Raw genomic sequence first — 18386 nt, 5'->3', positions numbered from 1 at the left:
TAACGGCTCACAGCCGGTGATCGATAAGCGCGACGTGGCTGAACAGCAGTTAGACCTGATCTCGCCGAGCGGCGGCCGGGTGAGAGTGGCCCTGCCGGGCACGGCGCCGGTGTCGAGCGTGGTCACGGGCGTGCGCTTCGCCGGTGGCTCCTACGGGACCGGGTTCCAGATCGGACCGCGCGGCTACCACGACTTCGCGTGCGCCCACGTCGCCCCGGCGAAGCTGCGCGAGCGGCTCGTGGTGCACGGACGCGAAGTGCTCGTCGCGGAGGCGAACGACGGCGAGTCCTCGGTGGCGACGCTGATCGGCGCCTACCACGAGCTGATGACCGTCTTCGCCGGTCCGGCTCCGCAGCGCGATCGCGTGTTCTCGCTGTTCAACTCGCTGCTGATCACCGACAAGATCGGCGGCATGGTCGTCCGGCCGCGCTCGGAGACCTTGCTGGACACCATGGCTGAGCAGGTCGTCGTGGTGGTGAAGGACTACGGCTCGCTGTCCATCCCCGGGCCGCGCCAGGCCAGTGTGCTCGTGCCGAGGCACGCGGGCGCTCCGACGGCGCACGGCGAGGTGTGGAAGGCGAACTACCCTGGAGCCGCGCGCGGGCACGCGTTCATCCTCGGCTGTCCGAAGGGCCTGGCGGAGGTGCACCTGACCGAGTCGGCCGCGACCACCGAGCAGGATCGGCTCGACTGGCTCAACGGGATCGCCGTGTCCTGGCGGGATGCGAGCTGATGTCTGCCGAACTGGCGTTCTACTTGATCACGTGGGCTGCGATCGTCGTGCTGTTCCTCGGGCTCGTCGCGACCATGCGCGAGGTCCGGATGCTGCGCGCGATCGTGATGCGCAACCCCGACGGTTTCGCCGCCGCTGAGCCAGATGTCGTGCTCGGCGGCGCTTTCGCCGATGGCGCCGAGCGGCCGATCGTCGCGGCGGTGGACTCCGGCTGCCCGCTGTGCCGGGTCGTCGTGGAGGAGCTGGCTTCGCGCGCGCCGCAGGCTGTGGTGCTGACGCACGAATCCCCCTCGGTGTGGGGCGGCGTCGGTCTTGAGATCATCAGTGACCGTGAGGCTTGGCGCGCGATCTCGCACCTGTCGCCGCCGGTGCTGATGCACGTGGACGGCGGCGGTGCCGTGCGGAAGATGACATTGCCCGTGCGCGTCGAGGAGCTCGACGGCTGGATCGAGAAGAAGGGGACGCTCGGTGTCGTTGACGCTCAACGAGATTCCTGACCACGACCAGGCTCCGGCCTCGGCGGCGCCGTCCCGCGCGCTGTCCGGGTTGCGGATCACCGGCGCGCGGCGGACCGTGCTCAAGGCGATGGCGCTCGGCGCGGTCACCCTCGGCGCATCGGCGCTGGTCTGGCCACGCGCGGCGCGAGCGGAGACCGGCAAGTACGGCATGCACGGGTGGGACCGCAACGACTGCAAGGACGCCTATCCCGTTGGCTACGAGGAAAAGGGCGACACCAGCGGAGCGCACGTGAACACCTACGGCGCGTGCTTCAACGGTGCGTGGCGCGGCAGCAACTTCTGCGACGGCGGCTGGCACAAGTACGGGACCTGGAACGACAACGGCGTCCAGGCCGACCACGCGCCGACCTCGACCGCTTGTGGCACGACGACCACGAAGAACGCGTGGAAGTGGACCACGCCGGACGGGATCGTCTACCGCTGTTCCGACGGCTTCACCACGTTCTGGGGCGGCGGGCACACCGGGCAGACCTACCTGACGATCTGCCGAGCCGTCGTCTGACATGCGCTGGCACCCGCTGACGGTCGCCGTGGGCATCGTGCTCGCGGTGATCGCCGGCGCGGTGTGGTGGCCGCCGTCGATGTGGCTGCTCATGGGCGCGGCGGCGGGCTTCGCCACCAGCGGCAGCACTTGAAGCAAGAACTCGGCATCCGTGCTGAGCTCGCCGGTCCGGCGAGGTTCACCTGTAGTGGCGTTCTGCGCCGGTCTCGTCGTCGGCGGTGTGCTGACGGGCATGGGGCTGGTCGTCGTCGGGTCCCTGATCCGCGCGCCACTGCCTGACGCTGCCCGCTGGACGATCGTGGCGGCGGCCCTGGTTCCCGTGCTGCTGCGCGAATTCGACGTGCTGTCGTTCGCGCTGCCGGAGAACCGGCGGCTCGTGCCCGAGAGCGTTTTCCGGCTCGGCAGGCATCTCGGCCCGCTCCAGTTCGGCATCGAGATGGGCACCGCCATGCGGACCTACCTGCCCAGCGGGCTCCCGTACATCGGCGGCCTCGCCGTGCTGCTCTTCGCGTCGTGGCCTCTCGCGGTGTGCGCTGGTGTCGGTTTCGGACTCGGGCGTGGGTTGATGACCACGTCCAACGTCCGCTACTCCGGCGTTTGGGACGCTGAGTGGCTGCGACACTCGCGGTTGCTGACCGGGCTTCTGAGCGCGGCGTTCGTGCTCAGCCTGTTCTTCCTGCCATGACCCACTGGTGGTAGGCGTCCATGTTCACGTTGCCGCCGCACACGATCGTCGCCACGCTCTTGTTCGCGAAGCGCTCGCGGTCTTCGAGGATCGCCGCGACGCCCAGTGCGGCCGAGGGTTCGACGACGAGCCCCGCGTGGTCGAACAGCATCCGCATCCCCTGAACGATCGACTCCTCCTTCACCAGCACCGCGTCGTCCGCGACCAGGAGAAGATCCTCCAGCACCTCAGGAATCGGCCGCCGCCCCGCCACGCCGTCCGCGATCGTGTTGATCGAGTCCGTGTTGATCACGCGCTTCTCGCGCCACGAACGCGTCATCGCCGGAGCGCCCAGCGGCTGCACGCACACGACCTCGACGTGCGGCGCCAGCTCCTTCACCACGTGCCCGACCCCGGTCGCCATCGCCCCGCCGCCGAGCGCGATGAGGACCGTGTCGATGGGTTGTGCGCTTTCCACCAGCTCCAGGCCGATCGTCGCCGCGCCCTCGCACGTCTCGATGTCCAAGCTGTCCTCGACGAGGCGAATCCCGTTGTGCCGTGCGATGTCCACCGCCCGCTCGCGCGCCATCTCGATGTCGCCGTCCACCAGCTCCAGCGTGGCGTCGAGCGCGCGGATGCGGTCGAGCTTCGTCGCGGGGGCGCTGCGCGAGGCCACGACCGTGACGTTGAGGTTGCGTGCGCGGCCGGACCAGGCGAGGGCTTGGCCCAGGTTGCCCGCGCTGGCGCAGACGACGTCCTTGGCGTTGGTGTCGTCGAGGTGGCTGGCGACGATTTCGGTGCCTCGCCCTTTGAAGCAGCGGACCGGGTTGGCGGTTTCGAGCTTGATGTTGAGGGTGCAGCCGAGGTGTTGTCCGAGGGGTTCGCAGGGGTAGAGCGGGGTGTTTCGGAAGAGCGGGTTGATGGCTTTGTGGGCTGCGCGGATGCGTGCGGTGCTGAGGCGTGTTTGCGGCACTGGGTGAGTTTAGGGGGCTTTCGGTTGGTTGGTTGGGGTTTCGGGTTGTGGGCGGCTGGGGTTCTGGGTCGGGGACGGCTGGGGTTCCTGGTCGGGGACGGCTGGGGTTCCGGCTTGCACCGGCTGGGGTTCCAGCTGGGGGACGGCTGGACTTCCGGCTTGCACCGGCTGCGCTTCCAGCCCGGGAACGGCTGAACTTCCGGCTTGCACCGGCTGCGCTTCCAGCCCGGGAACGGCTGAACTTCCGGCTTGCACCGGCTGCGCTTCCAGCCCGGGGACGGCTGGGCTTCCGGCTGGGGGAAGGCTGGAGCTCTTAGCTCTTTCCAGCGGGGTACGGCTGCGCTTCCAGGTCGGGGACAGCTGGGGTTTCAGGTGGCACCGGCATCAGTAGCGGTGGGGTGCGTGTGGCGTGGTGGTTCCAGCGTGGGGGTCGGCTTGACCTGGGGCCCCTTGCGCGTGCCGTAGTGGGCCGGACGGGCACGGGATGAATCCCGGCCACGCTGACAAGCGTATGGCACGCGCACCCCAGGTAAAGCCGACCCGGTTTCGCCGACGGCTGACAGTTCCGTTTCTCCTTAGCCTGCAACGGATTTGACGCTGTCGGAGGAGTTGCTAAAATTAGAGGTAGCCAACGAGTGAGGGGGTGAATCATGTTGGATATCACGGCCGTGAAGTCTCTTTTGGTAGATCATCTCGAATCACACGACGTCTACACGTTGTCGGAGAAGGAGCATCTCGCGTTCCTGGTCGAGCTGGAGACCCTCACGAATCTGGTGACCGCAGCGAAGGTTGACGCTGCTGAGTATGCGGAGGATCGTGGTCTGCACACTGCGCAAGGGTGTCGGAATTTGGCGACGCTGTTGCGGTCGCACTTGAAGATTTCTCCGGCGGAAGCGAAGCGACGCTCGCTGCTCGTAGAAGACCTGCCCGGCGTGCCTTCCACGAAGGACGCCCTGTACGCGGGTGAGATCAGTGGGGATCACGCGGCGGTCATCGCCGATGTCATCAAGAACATTCCCGCTGATGCGGCTGATGAGGCTGAAGAGATCCTGCTTGAGTACGCGCCTGAGTTGACCGCGCGTGAGTTGGCGCAAGCAGGGAAGCGGGTTCGCTCCCACTTCGATCAAGTAGGCGCGTTCAAGGACGAGCAGAAGGCTGTGGAGGCGCGGTCGTTTCGGATGGGCAAGGATCAGCACGGGTCGTTGTTCTTCAACGGGTGTCTGCCGCCGATCGAGGGCGCGATCTTCGAGGAAGCGTTGCATGCGGTGTCGAAACCCCGGCCGACCAACGGCGAGCAAGATCCTCGGACGGTGGAGCAGCGGTATGCCGACGGGTTGTGTGAGTTGGTCGCGGTTGCGATGGCCACCCATGATCTCCCGGCCAGTGGTGGTGTTCGGCCGCAGATGGTCGTGACCATGCGGCTGGACTACTTGGAGGAGAAGCTTCGCTCGGGGTACACCGACTGGGACGGTGAAGCCACCGCCTCACTGATCCGACAGCTTGCTTGCGATGCTGAGCTGATCCCGGTGGTGTTGAACGGCGAGAGCATCCCCCTGGACTACGGGCGCTCCGCCCGCACCGCACCCCCACCTCTGCGACGGGCGTTGGCGGTGCGGGACAAGGGATGCGCCTTCCCCGGATGCGACCGGCCACCGGCGTGGACGGAAGCCCATCATGTGTTGCACTGGGTAGAGCATCGCGGGCCGACCGACTTGAACAACATGACGTTGTTGTGCTCGCACCACCATCACGTGATCCACCAAGAAGACTGGAAGATCGTCTTCGGAGAGGATGGGCGGCCGGACTTCATTCCGCCGACGTGGGTGGACCCCGAGCAGAAACCGATGCGCAACATCAGGGTCGATCCGCGAATGACCGCATAACCGAGAGGGGAGGTGTATTTGACGTGCGCGCAGCAGGCTGGAAGGTAAGGGGCGCAACGGAACCGAGGCTTTACCTGGGGTGCGCGTGCCATACGCTTCCCCAGGCGGGGAAGGACATGGGTCCTCTCCCTGGCGTCCTTCTCGGCACGCGCGAGGGGCCCCAGGTCAAGCCGACCCCACGCAGGGAATCAGCCGACCCGGGGCCCCGATCCTCACGGATTTCCGAACGGATTTCCGAGCTTGCCCTTCACGTAGTGCGAGTCGATCTCACGCTGCGACAGCTCGCGGTCGTAGAGCGCGACCTCGTCCACCCAGCCGGACAAGCGCTGGTTGAGGTCGTCGCCCCGAGCACCGATCTTGAGGCTGGAGTCGCCCGCGAGCTGGGGCGTGGCGGACTTGACCTCGGCGTCGACACGGCCGTCGAGGTGGACGGCGAGCTTGCTGCCGTTGAAGGTCACGGCGACGTGGTGCCACTCGCCGGGGGTCACGGTGGTGGTGCCGGTGACCTCGGTGATCGGCTGGCCCGGGGCGCCCAGGATCTCCGCGTACAGCTTGTTGCCCGCGCCGAGGCGGAGCACGAAACCGCGATGCCCCGGGGAGTCGTACTTCTCGATCAAGCTCTGCGGCACGGCGGCGGTGACCTTGATCCACGCCTCGTGGGTGTAAGCGCCGACAGAACTGAAGGGCCGCGCGTTCGGGACCTCGACGAAGCCGCCGATCAGCCGCGCCGAAGTGTTCTGATCCCCTTCAATGGCACCGGGTTCACCGTGCAGCGCACCACCCTGGTACAAGCCGTTGACGTTGTTCGGCGACACATCGGAGACGTTGACGCCGGTGTCGTCCATGCGCCAGTACGTGATCGGCTTGGCGTCCTTGACCAAGGTCGCGTAGTCCTTTGTGGACGGAACGGCGACGCGGACGGGCAGCTTGTGCGAGCGCGGCTTGCCGGAATCCGGAGTCGTGGTGACCGTGATGTCGTAGTCGCCCGGCGTCGTCGAAGCCGGAACGGTCAACCCGGCGGTGAAGGCCTGGCCGCGGATCACGCCATCGCTGGGGACGGCGAAATCGGAAGCGGTCTTCTCGACGGTCCAGCCGTTCGGCGCGGTCACGGAAACCTTGCCGCGCACAGTGGCGGAGCCGAGCGCCTCGACACTGCCGGACAGGCGAACTGCCTCGCCGGGGCGGAAGAGCTTGCGGTCAGCGGAAAGCGCGGTCGGCCGAGCCTGGTCGGGGTCCTCGACGGGAACGGCCTGGTACTCGGCGCGCACGATGGCGGTCGAGCGCAGGGCGCCCAGGTCCACGGTGGACTTCGCCGCGTCGACCTTCGCGGAAGCGCCGTTCACCGTCGCGGACACCAGCTTGTGACCGGCGGGCGGGCGCAGCGCCAGCACGAGATCCGAAGCCGCGGGCTGCCCGGCCCTCACCGGCGGCGGGGTCACGGTCGCGGTGACGTTGCCCTGCGCCAGGTTCGAGGTGACGGAGAACGACACCGGACCGAACATGCTGGGCAGTCGCTCGACCGACGTGGTCTTGCCGTTGAGCAGCCACTCGCGCGGCGCGCTTGGCATGACGTTGAGCCGCTTCGGCGTGCCGTCGGGACCGTTGTCCTCGGTCACCAGCAGCGACCGCATGGTCTGCACGTAGGTGGCGTTGTTCGCCGACAACGGCGGGAAGAACTGGCTGCGGTAGTACTCGCCCATCTCCGGGCACGGCGCGATCGTCGCTCCCTCGCCGCCGATGAACGTGCCGGGCGTGAGGTCGTGCGCGAGCTTGCCGTAGAACTGCAACGCCAGCAGGTCGCGGTCGTGGTTGTCGGACAGGAACTTCGACCAGCCGAAGCCGTACTGCTCGTCGAAGCCGCTGCTCTTGTAGCCGGGCGCGTTCAGCGGGAAAGCGCCGACGCTGCCGGAGTAGCACGTGCCGGGATCGATCGTGCTGAGGTTGAACCGGGTCAGGCCGAGGAAGCGCCCGCCGTGCTTGAGCACGTAGTCGCGGATGCCCTTCGCCTCGGGGCTGCCCGGCGCGAAGATCCCCGTCGACAGGATGAACGGGATGGTGATGTTCCAGTAGCTGCCGTCCCAACTCCGGGTCAGCGAGTCGTACGGCTTCTCGGCATTGGGGTCCAGCAACGACATCGGCACGAACAGCGTGCCGTCGGAGAGCTTGTGCTGCGAAGCCCTGATCGCCTTGGTCAGCGCCGCGTGGAAGCTCTCGGCCTCGGCCGCGACGCGGTCGGCCAACTCGGTCTGGCCGATCTGGCGCAGCGCGACGCCGAAGTCCCGCATGCCACGCCAGCCCTGCGCCTGGTGGTGCAGCCCGTAGATCAGGCCGTCCACGTCGGTGCCGTAGCGCTGCTTGGCGAGCAGGCCGTTGGGGTCCTTCGCGCGCTGCGCGGTGAAATCGTCCAGGTAGCCGGTGAACAGCGGCAGGTTCGCGTCCAGGAAGCTCCAGTCACCGGTCAGCAGCTGGTAGTTCGCGGCCTCCTGGAGCTTGATCCCCTTCTCCCAGTTGGGGAAGTACTCCGACCCCTGGCCTCGGCGCAGCAGCTCCTGCAAGCTCTCGCGGTAGGCGGTGAACTGCCCGGTCAGGCCGAGCGCGCGGATCGACAGCGCGACCTCGGGCACGAACGCGAAGACGGCGTCGGTGGACTCGTAGCCGTTGCCGATGCTCTGCTGGTAGCTCATCACCAGGTTCTGCAGCACCATGCTCTTCAGCGCGTCGTTGGCGTAGCCCTCAGGGACCTTCACCTCCGCGCCCTCGGTGAGCGTTCTCTTCCAGTAGGCGCTGACCTTCGCCAGCGCGGCGTCGAAGCCCGCCACGTCGGCGCCGACCCCGCCCAGGTCGCTGGGCTGGTTGGCCACCACGAAGTAGAAGCTCTGCTGCTTGCCCGCCGCGACGCGGTAGGTCAGCCGCGGCGAGTCCCAGCTGCCGCCGGGGCTGAACGCCGCGTAGGTCTTGCCGTCGCGGACCAGGCGGCCGTCCTCGGCGTCGACGTCGCGCACGTCGGCGGTGTCCAGCGCGAGCGCGACCTTGGTGGCCTTGCCCTTCTGCGGTGTCACGGTGAGCTTCACGTGGCTCACCAGCGGCCCGTCGTCACCGCCGATCCGGTGCACGAACGAGGTCCGTTCGACCTTCGCGCCAGTGCCGTCGGTGTAAGTGTTCTCCAGCACGGGCAGGAAGCCGTCCGCGAGCGCCGGGGTGTTCAACCGCGCCTGGTTGCTGCCGTAGACCTCGGTGCCGTCCTGGCCGACGAGGAAGGACACGCTCTGCGGGCTGTTCCAGCCCTTCGCCCAGTTCGTCAGCAGGGTGCTGCCGTCGGCCACGTGCAGGGAGAACGCGCGCTTGGCCTGCCAGGTGCCCGCGACCGGGCGCGGGTAGGTCAGCGGGAGGTAGTGGAAGCCGCTCTCGGTGAGGCTGCCGATGGTGTTGGCGGGTTGCAGCAACGGCCGCATCGCCTCCAGCGTCGGGCCGTTCGGCCGCGCGAGCAGCGCGTCCCCCCACTCGTCCCGGTTGCTCCGCAGCGCGTCGTTGACGCGGTCCACGTAGTCCTGCGACAGCGTCCCCGGCGGGTTGCCCTGCCGGGGCTGCGGATCGGACCACGCCGGAGTGCTCGCGCACACCAGCGACACCACTCCCCCGACAACCAGTGCCCGAACGGCGCCGAAAACCACTCGCATTCATTCCCCCAGCGCTCTGGCGAGAACTCCATCCACCGAGGAATCCCGGTTTCCCGCCAGATCTAACACGGGGCGCAAATTCGAGCAAATCGCACCAAGTGACTCCACCCGGTCCGGTGATCCACTTGACTTTTCGCAGGTCAGCACCTTCAGGGAAATTTTTCGAATCGACGCGAAGTCAACCCCCCTTAAGGAGTACATATAAGCCGAACACGCTAGAACCGATAAGCGCGGAGAACGGTTTGCGTCACCGATCCACCGGCCGCGTCGGTCGCCGCGATCCGCAGGCCCACGAATCCCGAACCAGTGGGGTGGTCGACGACGGCCAGCCCGCGATCGTTGATCCGGAGCACGGGCACCGAGCGCCAGTTCGCCCCGTCGTCGAAGGAGACCTCCAGGGTCAGTTTCGTGACCTCGGAGCGCGCCGAACCCGGTTGCCGTTGCACCAGAAGGGAAAGCGGGTGGATCCGGCCGAGCGCGCGGTTCTGGTCGTCGACCGCGCCGCTGGCTCGCACCACCATCAGTGGCAACGGAGCAGAGCTGGAGGCGCCCGGCTCGGCGAAGGTCCACGTGGTGTCGACCTTCGTCCCGATCACCGACCACGGCACCGAGCGCGTGGCCTCGGCGCGGAGGGTGTAGCGGGCGGGCACGTCCGGGATCGTGAAGCTCGCGGTTCCCGCGCCGGGAACGCTGTCCGGCGCTGCGCCCACGCGCGTCAGGGTCGTCGTGCCGGTGACCGCCGCGGCCGGGGAGGTGTACTGGTCGGGGTCGCTGCCGGACACCAGCGGGACGCCCACGGTCAGCTGGTCGCCCGCGCGCTGCACGCCCCACCCGTCCTCGGCGTTGCCGAAGGCCGGTCCCATCGCGCCCTTGTTCCACCCCACCTGGTAGTCGCCGGGCTTGTACGTCCGGTAGGACCACGTGTTCTCGGAGTCCTCACCGTCCACAAAGGACGCGAGCACGTGCCGCCACGTCACGTCCGGGTTGGCGGTGAAGAATTCCGTGCGCTTGCCGGGCACGACGTGGTCGGTGGTCTCGTAGACGCCGATCCCGGGCTCCTGCACGGCGAGCCGCGCGTAGTCGGCCCGCAGCGCCTTCCCCGGGGCACCCTGCGCGTAGTAGCGCGACTCCACCTTGGCCAGCTCGTGATCGCGCACCCGGTAGACCACGTTCGCCGGGACTCGGCCGCGCTCCAGGAACGCCAGCTGGTAGATCGCTGACGTGGACGGATCGGCCAGGCCCGCGCGGAAGGTGAACGCGTAGGTGTGGTCGGTGACCTTCGCGTCCGTGCCCACCGCGTACAGCTGGTGCGTCGGCCCGGCGGTCCAGCCGAGCGAGCTGATCCGCTCACCCTTGCCCGAGAGCAACGCGACCTGGCCGAAGGTGAACTTCGCGCCCGGACGGTCGACGGCGGCGCGGATCGGCTTGCCCTGCCTGGCGTCCAGGGTGATGACCGTGTTCTTGCCGATCACCAGACCCGGCTTGGACAGCGCGGTCACCGCGAGCGGCTGAGCCTTGTTGTCGGGGTCGTCGGAGGCCTCGAAGGCGTTGATGTCGTAGCGCCCCTTCGGCAGCCGCGTGCTGCCGTTGGGCCGAAGTCCGTACGCCGCACCGGTTTCGGTGTTCACCGCCTTGACGACGCCGCTGTTGGGCCGCCCGGTCCGGCTGATCAGCTCGACCTTCACGTCGTAGCTCTCGCCCTCCAGCACCGCCGCGAGCGCCGTCTGCACGACGACCCCCTGCGCGGTGGCCGTCACGCGACCGCCGTGCCTGCCAGCGGGCTTGTTCGCCGGGTCGGCCAGCACGCCGACGCCGGCGGTGCCACCGGCGGGCACGGTGATCTTCGGAGCGGCCACCGCGAACGGGCCGGTGGTGGCGAGGTCGAGCGTGACCGGGGTCGTGCCGTCGTTGCGGTAGGTCACGGTCTTCGGCTCAGAACGCTTGTAGGGCCAGGAAAGGAAGCCGAAGCTCACTCCGCCGGAGATCGCGCTCACCTGCTGCGTCACCGCGCGGCCGATGTCGAGCCTGCCCGCGCCCTGTTCCAACGCGTCGGCCGTCGGCAGCGCCGAGCCGGTCAGCGCGGCCTTGAGCCGGTCGGCCTTCCAGTCCGGGTGCTGCTGCACGAGAAGCGCGGCGGCTCCGGCCGCGTGCGGCGCGGCCATCGAGGTTCCGGACAACGTCGCGTGCAGGTCGTCCACCGGCGCGAGGTCACCGTCACGCGTGCCGGACGCGCGCGCGGAGACGATCTCCGAGCCCGGCGCGGCCATGTCCGGCTTCACCGCGAGGTCGCCCATGCGCGGTCCGCGCGGCGAGAACGGGCTCGTGGTGTCCTCTTTGGACACACTGCCCACCGCGAGCGCGGCATCGGCGGAGGCGGGCGCGGTCACGGACGCGAGCGGATCGGCCGAGTCCAGGTTGCGGTCGTTGCCCGCCGCCACCACGAACAGCGTGCCGTGCTGAGCGGAAAGCCTGTTCAGCGCCTGGGAAACCGGGTCGGTGCCGTCGGTGGCTCCCCCGCCGAGGCTGAGGTTGACGACCTTGGCCTTCGGTGCGATCCACTCCATCCCGGCGATCACCGCCGAGTCCGGGCAGCCGAAGTCGACGCAGACCTTGCCGCTGATCAGCTTCGCCTCCGGAGCGACACCCCGGTAGACCGAGGACCCGCTCGCGATGATCCCCGCGACGTGCGTGCCGTGGCCCAGGTCGTCGCGCGCGTCGGGGCGAGTGCCGGTGAAGTCCTTGGCCTCCACGACCCTCCCGGCCAGGTCGGGGTGGTCGGCCTTGACGCCGGAGTCGAGCACGCCGACCGTGACGCCCTTGCCGGTGAAGCCGGACTGCCACGCGCGCGGCGCGCCCACGCGGGGGACGCTGCTGTCGACGGCGGGCTTGGCGATGCCGTCCAGCCACACCTTGGTCGCGGGCGCGGAGCGCGTCATCCAGTCCCAGAAGTCCTTGGCGCGCTTGCGGTTCTGCTTCACCGCGACACCGTCGACGCTGGGCAGGTCGCGGACCTTGGTGGCGCCGGGCGGCGTGCCGGCCGAGGTGACGATCAGCGGCACCTCGTCCTTGCGGCGGCTCAGCGCGGAGACGTTGAACAGGCGGCGGTCCAGGCGGCCCTGCTCGACGAGCGCGGTCGCGTCGGAGGGGATGACCGAGACCTCCGCCGCGCCGGGACCGGCCTCGCGGATGAAGCCCACGTGCCCGCGCCCCGGCCCCGGGGTGATCACCACGCCGGGGGCTCCGCCGGGTTGGCGCAGCAGCCGGACCTGGTCGCCGGTCACCAGGGTGACGGCCCCGGCGGGGTCAGGGGTGGTGGGCGCCGCGGTGGCCGGGACGACCCCGGCCAGCACCGCGACGACCACCGGCGGCACGAGTCCAGTCATTCTCACGACGGGTACTTCGTCGTGCACTCACAGTGGCGTTACAGCTACTTGCGGGACCTGGCGAGTCCTGCGGCGACGGCGCTGATCACGGCTCCGGCGCCGAGCACCGAGGGCACTCCGACGCGGGCGAGCTTGCGGCCGGTGCGGAAGTCCTCGACCTCCCAGCCCTTGGCCCGCGCGATGCGGCGCAGCCCCGAGTCCGGGTTCACCGCGACCGGAGTGCCGACCGCCGTCAGCATCGGCACGTCGTTCTGCGAGTCCGAGTAGGCCGTGCAGCGCCGCAGGTCCAGCCCCTCGCGGGCGGCCAGCGCGCGCACCGCGTGCACCTTCGCCGGGCCGTGCATCAGCCCGCCGACCAACCGTCCCGTGTAGACGCCGTCGACGTGCTCGGCGACCGTGCCCAGCGCACCGGTCAGGCCGAGCCGCCGCGCGATGATCGCGGCCAGCTCGACCGGGGTCGCGGTCACCAGCCAGACCCGCTGCCCGGCGTCGAGGTGCTTCTGCGCGAGCGCCCTGGTGCCCGGCCAGATCTTGTCGGCCATCAGCTCGTCGTAGATCTCCTCGCTGACCTCCGACAGCTCCCGCACGGTCCGCCCGGCCACGAAGGCCAGCAGCTGGTCCCTGCTGGAGTCGATGCTGCCCTGGTCCTCGCGCCCGCCGACGCGGAACTTCAGCTGCTTCCAGGCGAACCCGGCCAGCTGCGCCCCGGAGACGTACTTGCGCGCCACCAGCCCGCGAGCGAAGTGGAAGATCGAGGCGCCCATCATCATCGTGTTGTCCACGTCGAAGAACGCCCCGGCCGTGAGATCGCGCGCGGCCCCGGCCCCGTCCTCGGGCACCGACACGACCGCGGCCTCCGCCGACGCGGCACCGGCCATCGCGGCCAACCGCTCCAGCTCCGGCCCGCTCGCAGGTTTGTGCGCTGGCATCCGCACCGCCTTCCCCAATGCACCAGGATATCCGGCCGTCCCCCGCACTCCGCCCGTGCCCCCAATGCCCCCTTCAGTGCGTTGAGGGTCCTGAATGACTCATTCAGGACCCTCAAGTACCTCAATGAGTCATTCAGCGCTCAACGCACGCGGGCTAGCCCTTGAGGGAGGAGAGGGCGGTCCACCTGTCCCACGGGTAGGCCCAGAAGTCGGCGCCCTTGGCGGGCAGGTCGATCGACGAGCCGGTGACCACGACGGGATCGCCTTCCAACGCGGTGGCGTAGTAGTCCTTGGCGTCCTTCATGGACAGGTTCGCGCAGCCGTGCGAGACGTTATTGCGGCCCTGGCTGGCCACGGAGTCCGGGTTGGCGTGGATGAACTCGCCGTTGTTGGACAGCCGCAGCGCCCAGTGCGCGTTGAACTCGAAGCGCTGCATGAAGTACTGCTCGTGCTTGGCCATGATGAAGTAGCGGCCGTTGCGGGTGACCAGCTTCGGGTCCGACTCGCGGCCGTAGCTGGCCGGGTAGTTGCGGAACTCCTTGCCGTCGCGCTCGACGATCAGCCGGTGCTTGTCGGTGTCCGCGCGCACCAGCTGGTTGCGGCCGATGGTGAAGTTCACGGTGAAGTCGTTCTTGCCGTAGGCGCCGTTGCCGAAGTGCACGCCGCGCAGTCCACTTCGGACGGTCACCTTGGTGTCGGGCTGCCAGTACTCCTTCGGGCGCCACACCAGGTTCTCGGCGTCGATCCAGCCCCACGAGCCCTCGGTCTTCGGAGTGCTCTCGACGGTCACGGCCTTCTCGACGGCGGCGCGGTCGGCGGGCTTGACGCCGGGCTGCGGGAAGACCAGCCACACCGGCTGCGCGACGCCGTAGGTGCCGCCGTCGTTCACGCGCGGGCTGACGGTGACCGGCACGCGCGGCTTCGCGGTGCGGAAACCGCTGTTCACCGGCAGCTGCTTGCCGTCGGCGCCGGTGGCTGAGCCGGAGAAGCTGTACTCGGCGTCGAACTCGGGCTTCTCGGTCGCGGTCCACGTGGTCTTGTCGTCGGAGAACGTGCCCGCGAGCGGCTTGCCCCCGGCCCCGCTGAGCTTGATGTCGCCGAGCTTGCCGCCCTTGACGCTCACCTTCAGCGGCGCCGCCGGAGCGACACCGGTGGCCTTGTCGGCGGGTTCGACGACGAGCTTGGTCTCCTGCTGAGGCGCGGCCGCGTTCGCGTTCGCGGCTTGCTGCGCGGGCGAACCGGTTGTGCACGCACTGAGCCCCAGTGCTGCGACAACGGCCAGGCCGACCGCGATCGACGTACGTCGCGCCATGTGTTTCTCCCTGTGGTGATGGTGACGCAGAGATGACGCGGTGCGCGGTGTCCAGGTTGTGTGAGCAGCCGCACAAGCTAACTTTCCGTTGTGATGCAACTCTGGACGAGCGCTGAGTGGCGGCGCGAGGCCGTGGCCTGGATGGACTCGCGTTTGGCCTCGGCTGGGATGACCCGCACCGGCGAGGTCGAGCAGCCGCGCGTGCAGTCGTGGGCCACCGTGCTTCGGGCCTCGACGAACCGTGGCGTCGTGTGGCTCAAGGCGTGCGGGCCGGGCACCGCGTTCGAGGTGCCGTTGTACCCGCTGCTGCACCGCCTCGCGCCCGACCGCGTGCTCACCCCGATCGCCGTCGACGTCGAGCGCTCGTGGCTGCTGCTCCCCGACGGCGGCCCGACCATGCGCGACAGCCCCCGCGACCTCGCCGAAGTGCTTGTGGGCTATGCGAAACTCCAGCTCTCACTGGCTGATCACGTTGACGAACTGATCGCGATCGGCGTCACCGACATGCGCGCCGCGATCATGCCGACCCGCTTCGCCGAGGCCATGGCGGCCGTTGGTGACTACGTCGAGCACCGCGGCGACTCGGCCGCGCACGAGACCTTCGCCGAGCTCACGCGCTTCGAGCCGACCTTCCGCGAGTGGTGCGACCGCCTCGCCGAGGACCCCGTTCCGCCCAGTCTCGACCACAACGACCTGCACCAGAGCAACGTTTTCGCGACCGGCGCGAAGTTCTACGACTGGGGCGACAGCGTCGTCGCGCACCCGTTCGCGAGCCTCCTGCTGCCGATGACCCGCGCCGAGGACCACCGCGTCCGGGACGCCTACCTCGCCGAGTTCGGCTCCCCCTCGCAGCTCGTCGAGTCCGCCGAGCTGGCTTGTCGCGTCGGCAAAGTGGCTCGGACCCTGGTGTGGGTGCGGGCGCTCGGCGGCGACCTGGACCACGAGTACGCCAGCGCGCCGCTGGAGCACATGGCGTCCCTGCTGTCCGATTCCTACCTGTTGTAGGCCGCGATCAGCGTCTGACCGATGGCGACCTGGGCCGCGTTCAGCTCGGGTTCGCCGTCCTCGACGTCCCACAGGCAGTTCTGCAGCACCCTCGCGAGCGTCCAGCCGTACGCCCGCTGCCGGTCCAGCCCCAGCCCGTCGGTCATCACGTCGAAGCGCCTGCGGACCACGCCCGCGACGTCCCCCGAGGCCACGACCTCGTCCCAGCGGTCCGCGAGTGCGGGCATCAGGTCGAAGCCGAGGTCCCCGACGAGCGGCTCCGGGTCGATGACCAGCCACGGTTCGCGGCCGGAGTCCGGCAGGGCGGCCAACACGTTGCCCTGGTGCAGATCCCAGTGCAGCAACTGCTCACCCGGCTCGCCCACGATCTCGCGGAGCACCCCGGTGCAGGTGTCCAGCAACGCCCGCTCATCCGGATCGGGCAGGCTCGGCACGTCCTCCAGCATCGCCGCCGCGACATCACCCAGCCTCCGGAGTCCCGCGGGCGGCGGCACCGCCGAGATCCGGCCGAGCAGCTCCACCAGCACGTCAAGCGCGGCCCACTCATCCTCCATTGTGGACAGTGGGCGCGCGTGGTCGAGCCGCTCCAGCAGCAAGGCCCTGCGCGCGCGATCCTCGGCGAGCAGCCGCACCGCCCCGTCGCCGCCCCAGGCGCGCAGAACGGCCGCCTCCCCCTCGTTCTCCTCCGTGACCCGCCCGATCTTGAGCGCCGCCGGAGTGCCGTCGACGCGCCGCACCGGCACGACGAGCGAGGCCATCCCGTGCCCCGCGGGTCCGTCGGGCCGCAGCTCCCAGCGTTCGAAGTACTCGGCGACGAAGCCGGGCAGGTTGTCGAGCCAGGCTTGGTCGCGCTCGCTGTGCTGGCGGACGAGACCGGCGGGGAGTGCGGTGGTCATGCCGCCATTGTGGCTGGTGGATTCGGTTTTGTCGCAGGGGTTTTCGTTCGTCGGCTGTCGGGTGGAGCGCTTTTGGGTTGGCCGCGCTGGGTTTCCTGGTCGGGGACGACTGGGGTTCCTGGTCGGGGACTGCTGGGCTTCCAGCTGGGGGACGGCTGAACTTCCAGTTTGCACCGGCTGGGGTTCCAGCTGGGGAAAGGCTGGAGCTTTTAGCTCTTTCCAGCGGGGTACGGCTGCGCTTCCAGGTCGGGGACGGCTGGACTTCCAGGTGGCACCAGATGCCAGTAGCGGTGGGGTGCGTGTGGCGTGACAGTTCGCTGCGTGGGGGTCGGCTTGACCTGGGGCCCCTTGCGCGTGCCGACATGGGCCGGACGGGCACGGGATGAATCCCGGCCACGCTGACAAGCGTATGGCACGCGCACCCCAGGTAAAGCCGACCCGGTTTCGCTGACGGCTGAACGTTGGTATTTCCCTTGGCCTGCAACGGATTTGACGCTGTCGGAGGAGTTGCTAAAATTAGGGGTAGCCAACGGGCGAGGGGGTGAATCATGTTGGACATCAAGGCTGTGAAGTCTCTTTTGGTAGATCATCTCGAAGCACACGACGTCTACAAGCTCTCCGAGAAAGAGCACCTCGCGTTCCTGGTCGACTTGGAGACGCTCACGAATCTGGTGACGGCAGTGAAGGTTGATGCTGCTGAGCACGCGGAGGATCGTGGCCTGCACACCGCGCAGGGGTGCCGGAACCTCGCGACACTGTTGCGGTCACACTTGAAGATTTCGCCCGCGGAAGCGAAGCGGCGCGCTCTCCTGGTGGATGACCTGCCCGGTGTGCCCGCGACCAAGGACGCGTTGTACGCGGGTGTGATCAGTGGTGATCACGCGGCGGTCATCGCCGATGTCATCAAAAACATCCCCGCCGATGCTGCCGACGAAGCCGAAGACATCCTGCTCGAGTACGCGCCTGAGTTGACCTCGCGTGAGTTGATGCAGGCGGGTAAACGGGTTCGCTCCCACTTCGACCAGGCGGGTGCCTTCAAGGACGAGCAGAAAGCTGTCGAGGCGCGGTCGTTCCGGATGAGCAAGGACCAACACGGATCGCTGTTCTTCACCGGATGCCTGCCGCCGATCGAGGGCGCGATCTTCGAGGAAGCGCTGCACGCGGTGTCGAAACCACGGCCGACCAACGGCGAGCAAGACCCTCGGACGGTGGAGCAGCGGTATGCCGACGGGTTGTGTGAGTTGGTCGCGGTCGCGATGGCAACCCATGATCTTCCGGCCAGTGGCGGTGTTCGGCCGCAGATGGTTGTGACCATGAGGTTGGACTACCTGGAAGAGAAACTCCGGACCGGATACACCGACTGGGACGGCGAAGCCACCGCCTCCCTGATCCGCCAACTCTCCTGCGACGCCGAACTCATCCCCGTCGTCCTCAACGGGGAGAGCGTCCCCCTCGACTACGGGCGCTCCGCCCGGACCGCGCCTGCTCCCCTACGCAGGGCGTTGGCGGTGCGGGACAAGGGATGCGCCTTCCCCGGATGTGATCGGCCACCGGCGTGGACGGAAGCCCATCATGTGTTGCACTGGGTAGAGCATCGCGGGCCGACCGACTTGAACAACATGACGTTGTTGTGCTCGCACCACCATCACGTGATCCACCAAGAAGACTGGAAGATCGTCTTCGCGAAGGATGGGCGGCCAGACTTTATTCCACCGACGTGGGTGGACCCCGAGCAGAAACCGATGCGCAACATCAGAGTCGACCCACGACTGGCGGCGTAACCGATGAGGGGAGGTGTAATGCGCACAACACGAGGGGCTGGAACGCAAGCCGCGCAACGGAACGGAGGCTTTACCTGGGGTGCGCGTGCCATACGCTTCCCCGCGAGGGCCGGAATCCCTTCCGTGCCCG

14 protein-coding genes are annotated in these 18386 nt (G+C 68.5%); 8 read left to right on the top strand and 6 right to left on the bottom strand.

Annotated features, from left to right (window positions below; all coding sequences use genetic code 11):
* Positions 1–34 precede the first annotated feature (34 nt).
* The 5 genes from ABD798_RS20030 to ABD798_RS20010 are packed head-to-tail and all read left to right on the top strand — an operon-like array spanning position 35 to position 2438.
* Entirely contained in the window at positions 35–733 is a 699-nt protein-coding gene (locus tag ABD798_RS20030) for a hypothetical protein (RefSeq protein WP_344877003.1), read from the top strand.
* A complete protein-coding gene (locus tag ABD798_RS20025) occupies positions 733–1230 on the top strand; it encodes a hypothetical protein (protein WP_344877001.1) in 498 nt (165 codons plus the stop codon). Before ABD798_RS20030 ends, ABD798_RS20025 begins: the two co-directional genes overlap by 1 nt.
* Positions 1202–1753: a hypothetical protein gene (locus tag ABD798_RS20020; protein ID WP_344876999.1), complete on the top strand. Its 552-nt coding sequence runs from the start codon at positions 1202–1204 to the stop codon at positions 1751–1753. The genes ABD798_RS20025 and ABD798_RS20020 overlap by 29 nt, the downstream gene beginning before the upstream one ends.
* A 1-nt stretch (position 1754) precedes the next feature.
* Positions 1755–1886: a hypothetical protein gene (locus ABD798_RS20015; RefSeq protein ID WP_344876997.1), complete on the top strand. Its 132-nt coding sequence runs from the start codon at positions 1755–1757 to the stop codon at positions 1884–1886.
* Positions 1887–1940: 54 nt separating this feature from the next.
* Positions 1941–2438, top strand: a complete 498-nt coding sequence (locus tag ABD798_RS20010) for a hypothetical protein (RefSeq protein ID WP_344876995.1) — start codon at positions 1941–1943, stop codon at positions 2436–2438.
* On the opposite strand, the gene ABD798_RS20005 is transcribed toward ABD798_RS20010, so the two are convergent.
* Complete coding sequence (locus ABD798_RS20005; protein WP_344876994.1) at positions 2416–3390, bottom strand: threonine ammonia-lyase; 975 nt, start codon at positions 3388–3390, stop codon at positions 2416–2418. The two genes, ABD798_RS20010 and ABD798_RS20005, sit on opposite strands and share 23 nt — an antisense overlap.
* 650 nt (positions 3391–4040) lie before the next feature.
* Between ABD798_RS20005 and ABD798_RS20000 the strand changes: the two genes are divergently transcribed.
* Positions 4041–5273, top strand: a complete 1233-nt coding sequence (locus ABD798_RS20000; protein ID WP_344876992.1) for an HNH endonuclease signature motif containing protein — start codon at positions 4041–4043, stop codon at positions 5271–5273.
* A 212-nt stretch (positions 5274–5485) separates the two neighbouring features.
* Here ABD798_RS20000 and ABD798_RS19995 read toward each other — a convergent pair whose 3' ends face one another.
* The 4 genes from ABD798_RS19995 to ABD798_RS19980 all read right to left on the bottom strand — a co-directional run bounded on the left by ABD798_RS19995 (position 5486) and on the right by ABD798_RS19980 (position 14574).
* On the bottom strand, positions 5486–8950 hold the full coding sequence (locus ABD798_RS19995; RefSeq protein WP_344876990.1) for a LamG-like jellyroll fold domain-containing protein: 3465 nt from the start codon (positions 8948–8950) through the stop codon (positions 5486–5488).
* Positions 8951–9165: 215 nt separating this feature from the next.
* Positions 9166–12333: a S8 family peptidase gene (locus ABD798_RS19990; RefSeq protein WP_344876988.1), complete on the bottom strand. Its 3168-nt coding sequence runs from the start codon at positions 12331–12333 to the stop codon at positions 9166–9168.
* Between the two features lie 44 nt (positions 12334–12377).
* Complete coding sequence (locus ABD798_RS19985; RefSeq protein ID WP_344876986.1) at positions 12378–13262, bottom strand: HAD family hydrolase; 885 nt, start codon at positions 13260–13262, stop codon at positions 12378–12380.
* A 154-nt stretch (positions 13263–13416) separates the two neighbouring features.
* A complete protein-coding gene (locus tag ABD798_RS19980) occupies positions 13417–14574 on the bottom strand; it encodes a L,D-transpeptidase (RefSeq protein WP_344876984.1) in 1158 nt (385 codons plus the stop codon).
* A 93-nt stretch (positions 14575–14667) separates the two neighbouring features.
* Here ABD798_RS19980 and ABD798_RS19975 point away from each other — a divergent pair, with 93 nt between their 5' ends.
* Entirely contained in the window at positions 14668–15579 is a 912-nt protein-coding gene (locus ABD798_RS19975) for a phosphotransferase (RefSeq protein WP_344876982.1), read from the top strand.
* Here the strand turns inward: ABD798_RS19975 and ABD798_RS19970 are convergent.
* Positions 15567–16475: an aminoglycoside phosphotransferase family protein gene (locus ABD798_RS19970; RefSeq protein ID WP_344876980.1), complete on the bottom strand. Its 909-nt coding sequence runs from the start codon at positions 16473–16475 to the stop codon at positions 15567–15569. The two genes, ABD798_RS19975 and ABD798_RS19970, sit on opposite strands and share 13 nt — an antisense overlap.
* Positions 16476–17023: 548 nt before the next feature.
* On the opposite strand from ABD798_RS19970, the gene ABD798_RS19965 reads away from it, so the two are divergent.
* Positions 17024–18256 carry an HNH endonuclease signature motif containing protein gene (locus ABD798_RS19965; protein ID WP_344876978.1) on the top strand — a complete coding sequence of 411 codons (1233 nt, stop codon included), beginning with the start codon at positions 17024–17026 and terminating at the stop codon, positions 18254–18256.
* The last annotated feature ends 130 nt before the right edge of the window (positions 18257–18386 follow it).

Source organism: Allokutzneria multivorans, from assembly GCF_039537405.1.
Classification (GTDB): Bacteria; Actinomycetota; Actinomycetes; order Mycobacteriales; family Pseudonocardiaceae; genus Allokutzneria; species Allokutzneria multivorans.
This window is presented reverse-complemented; position numbering and strand designations above follow the sequence as displayed.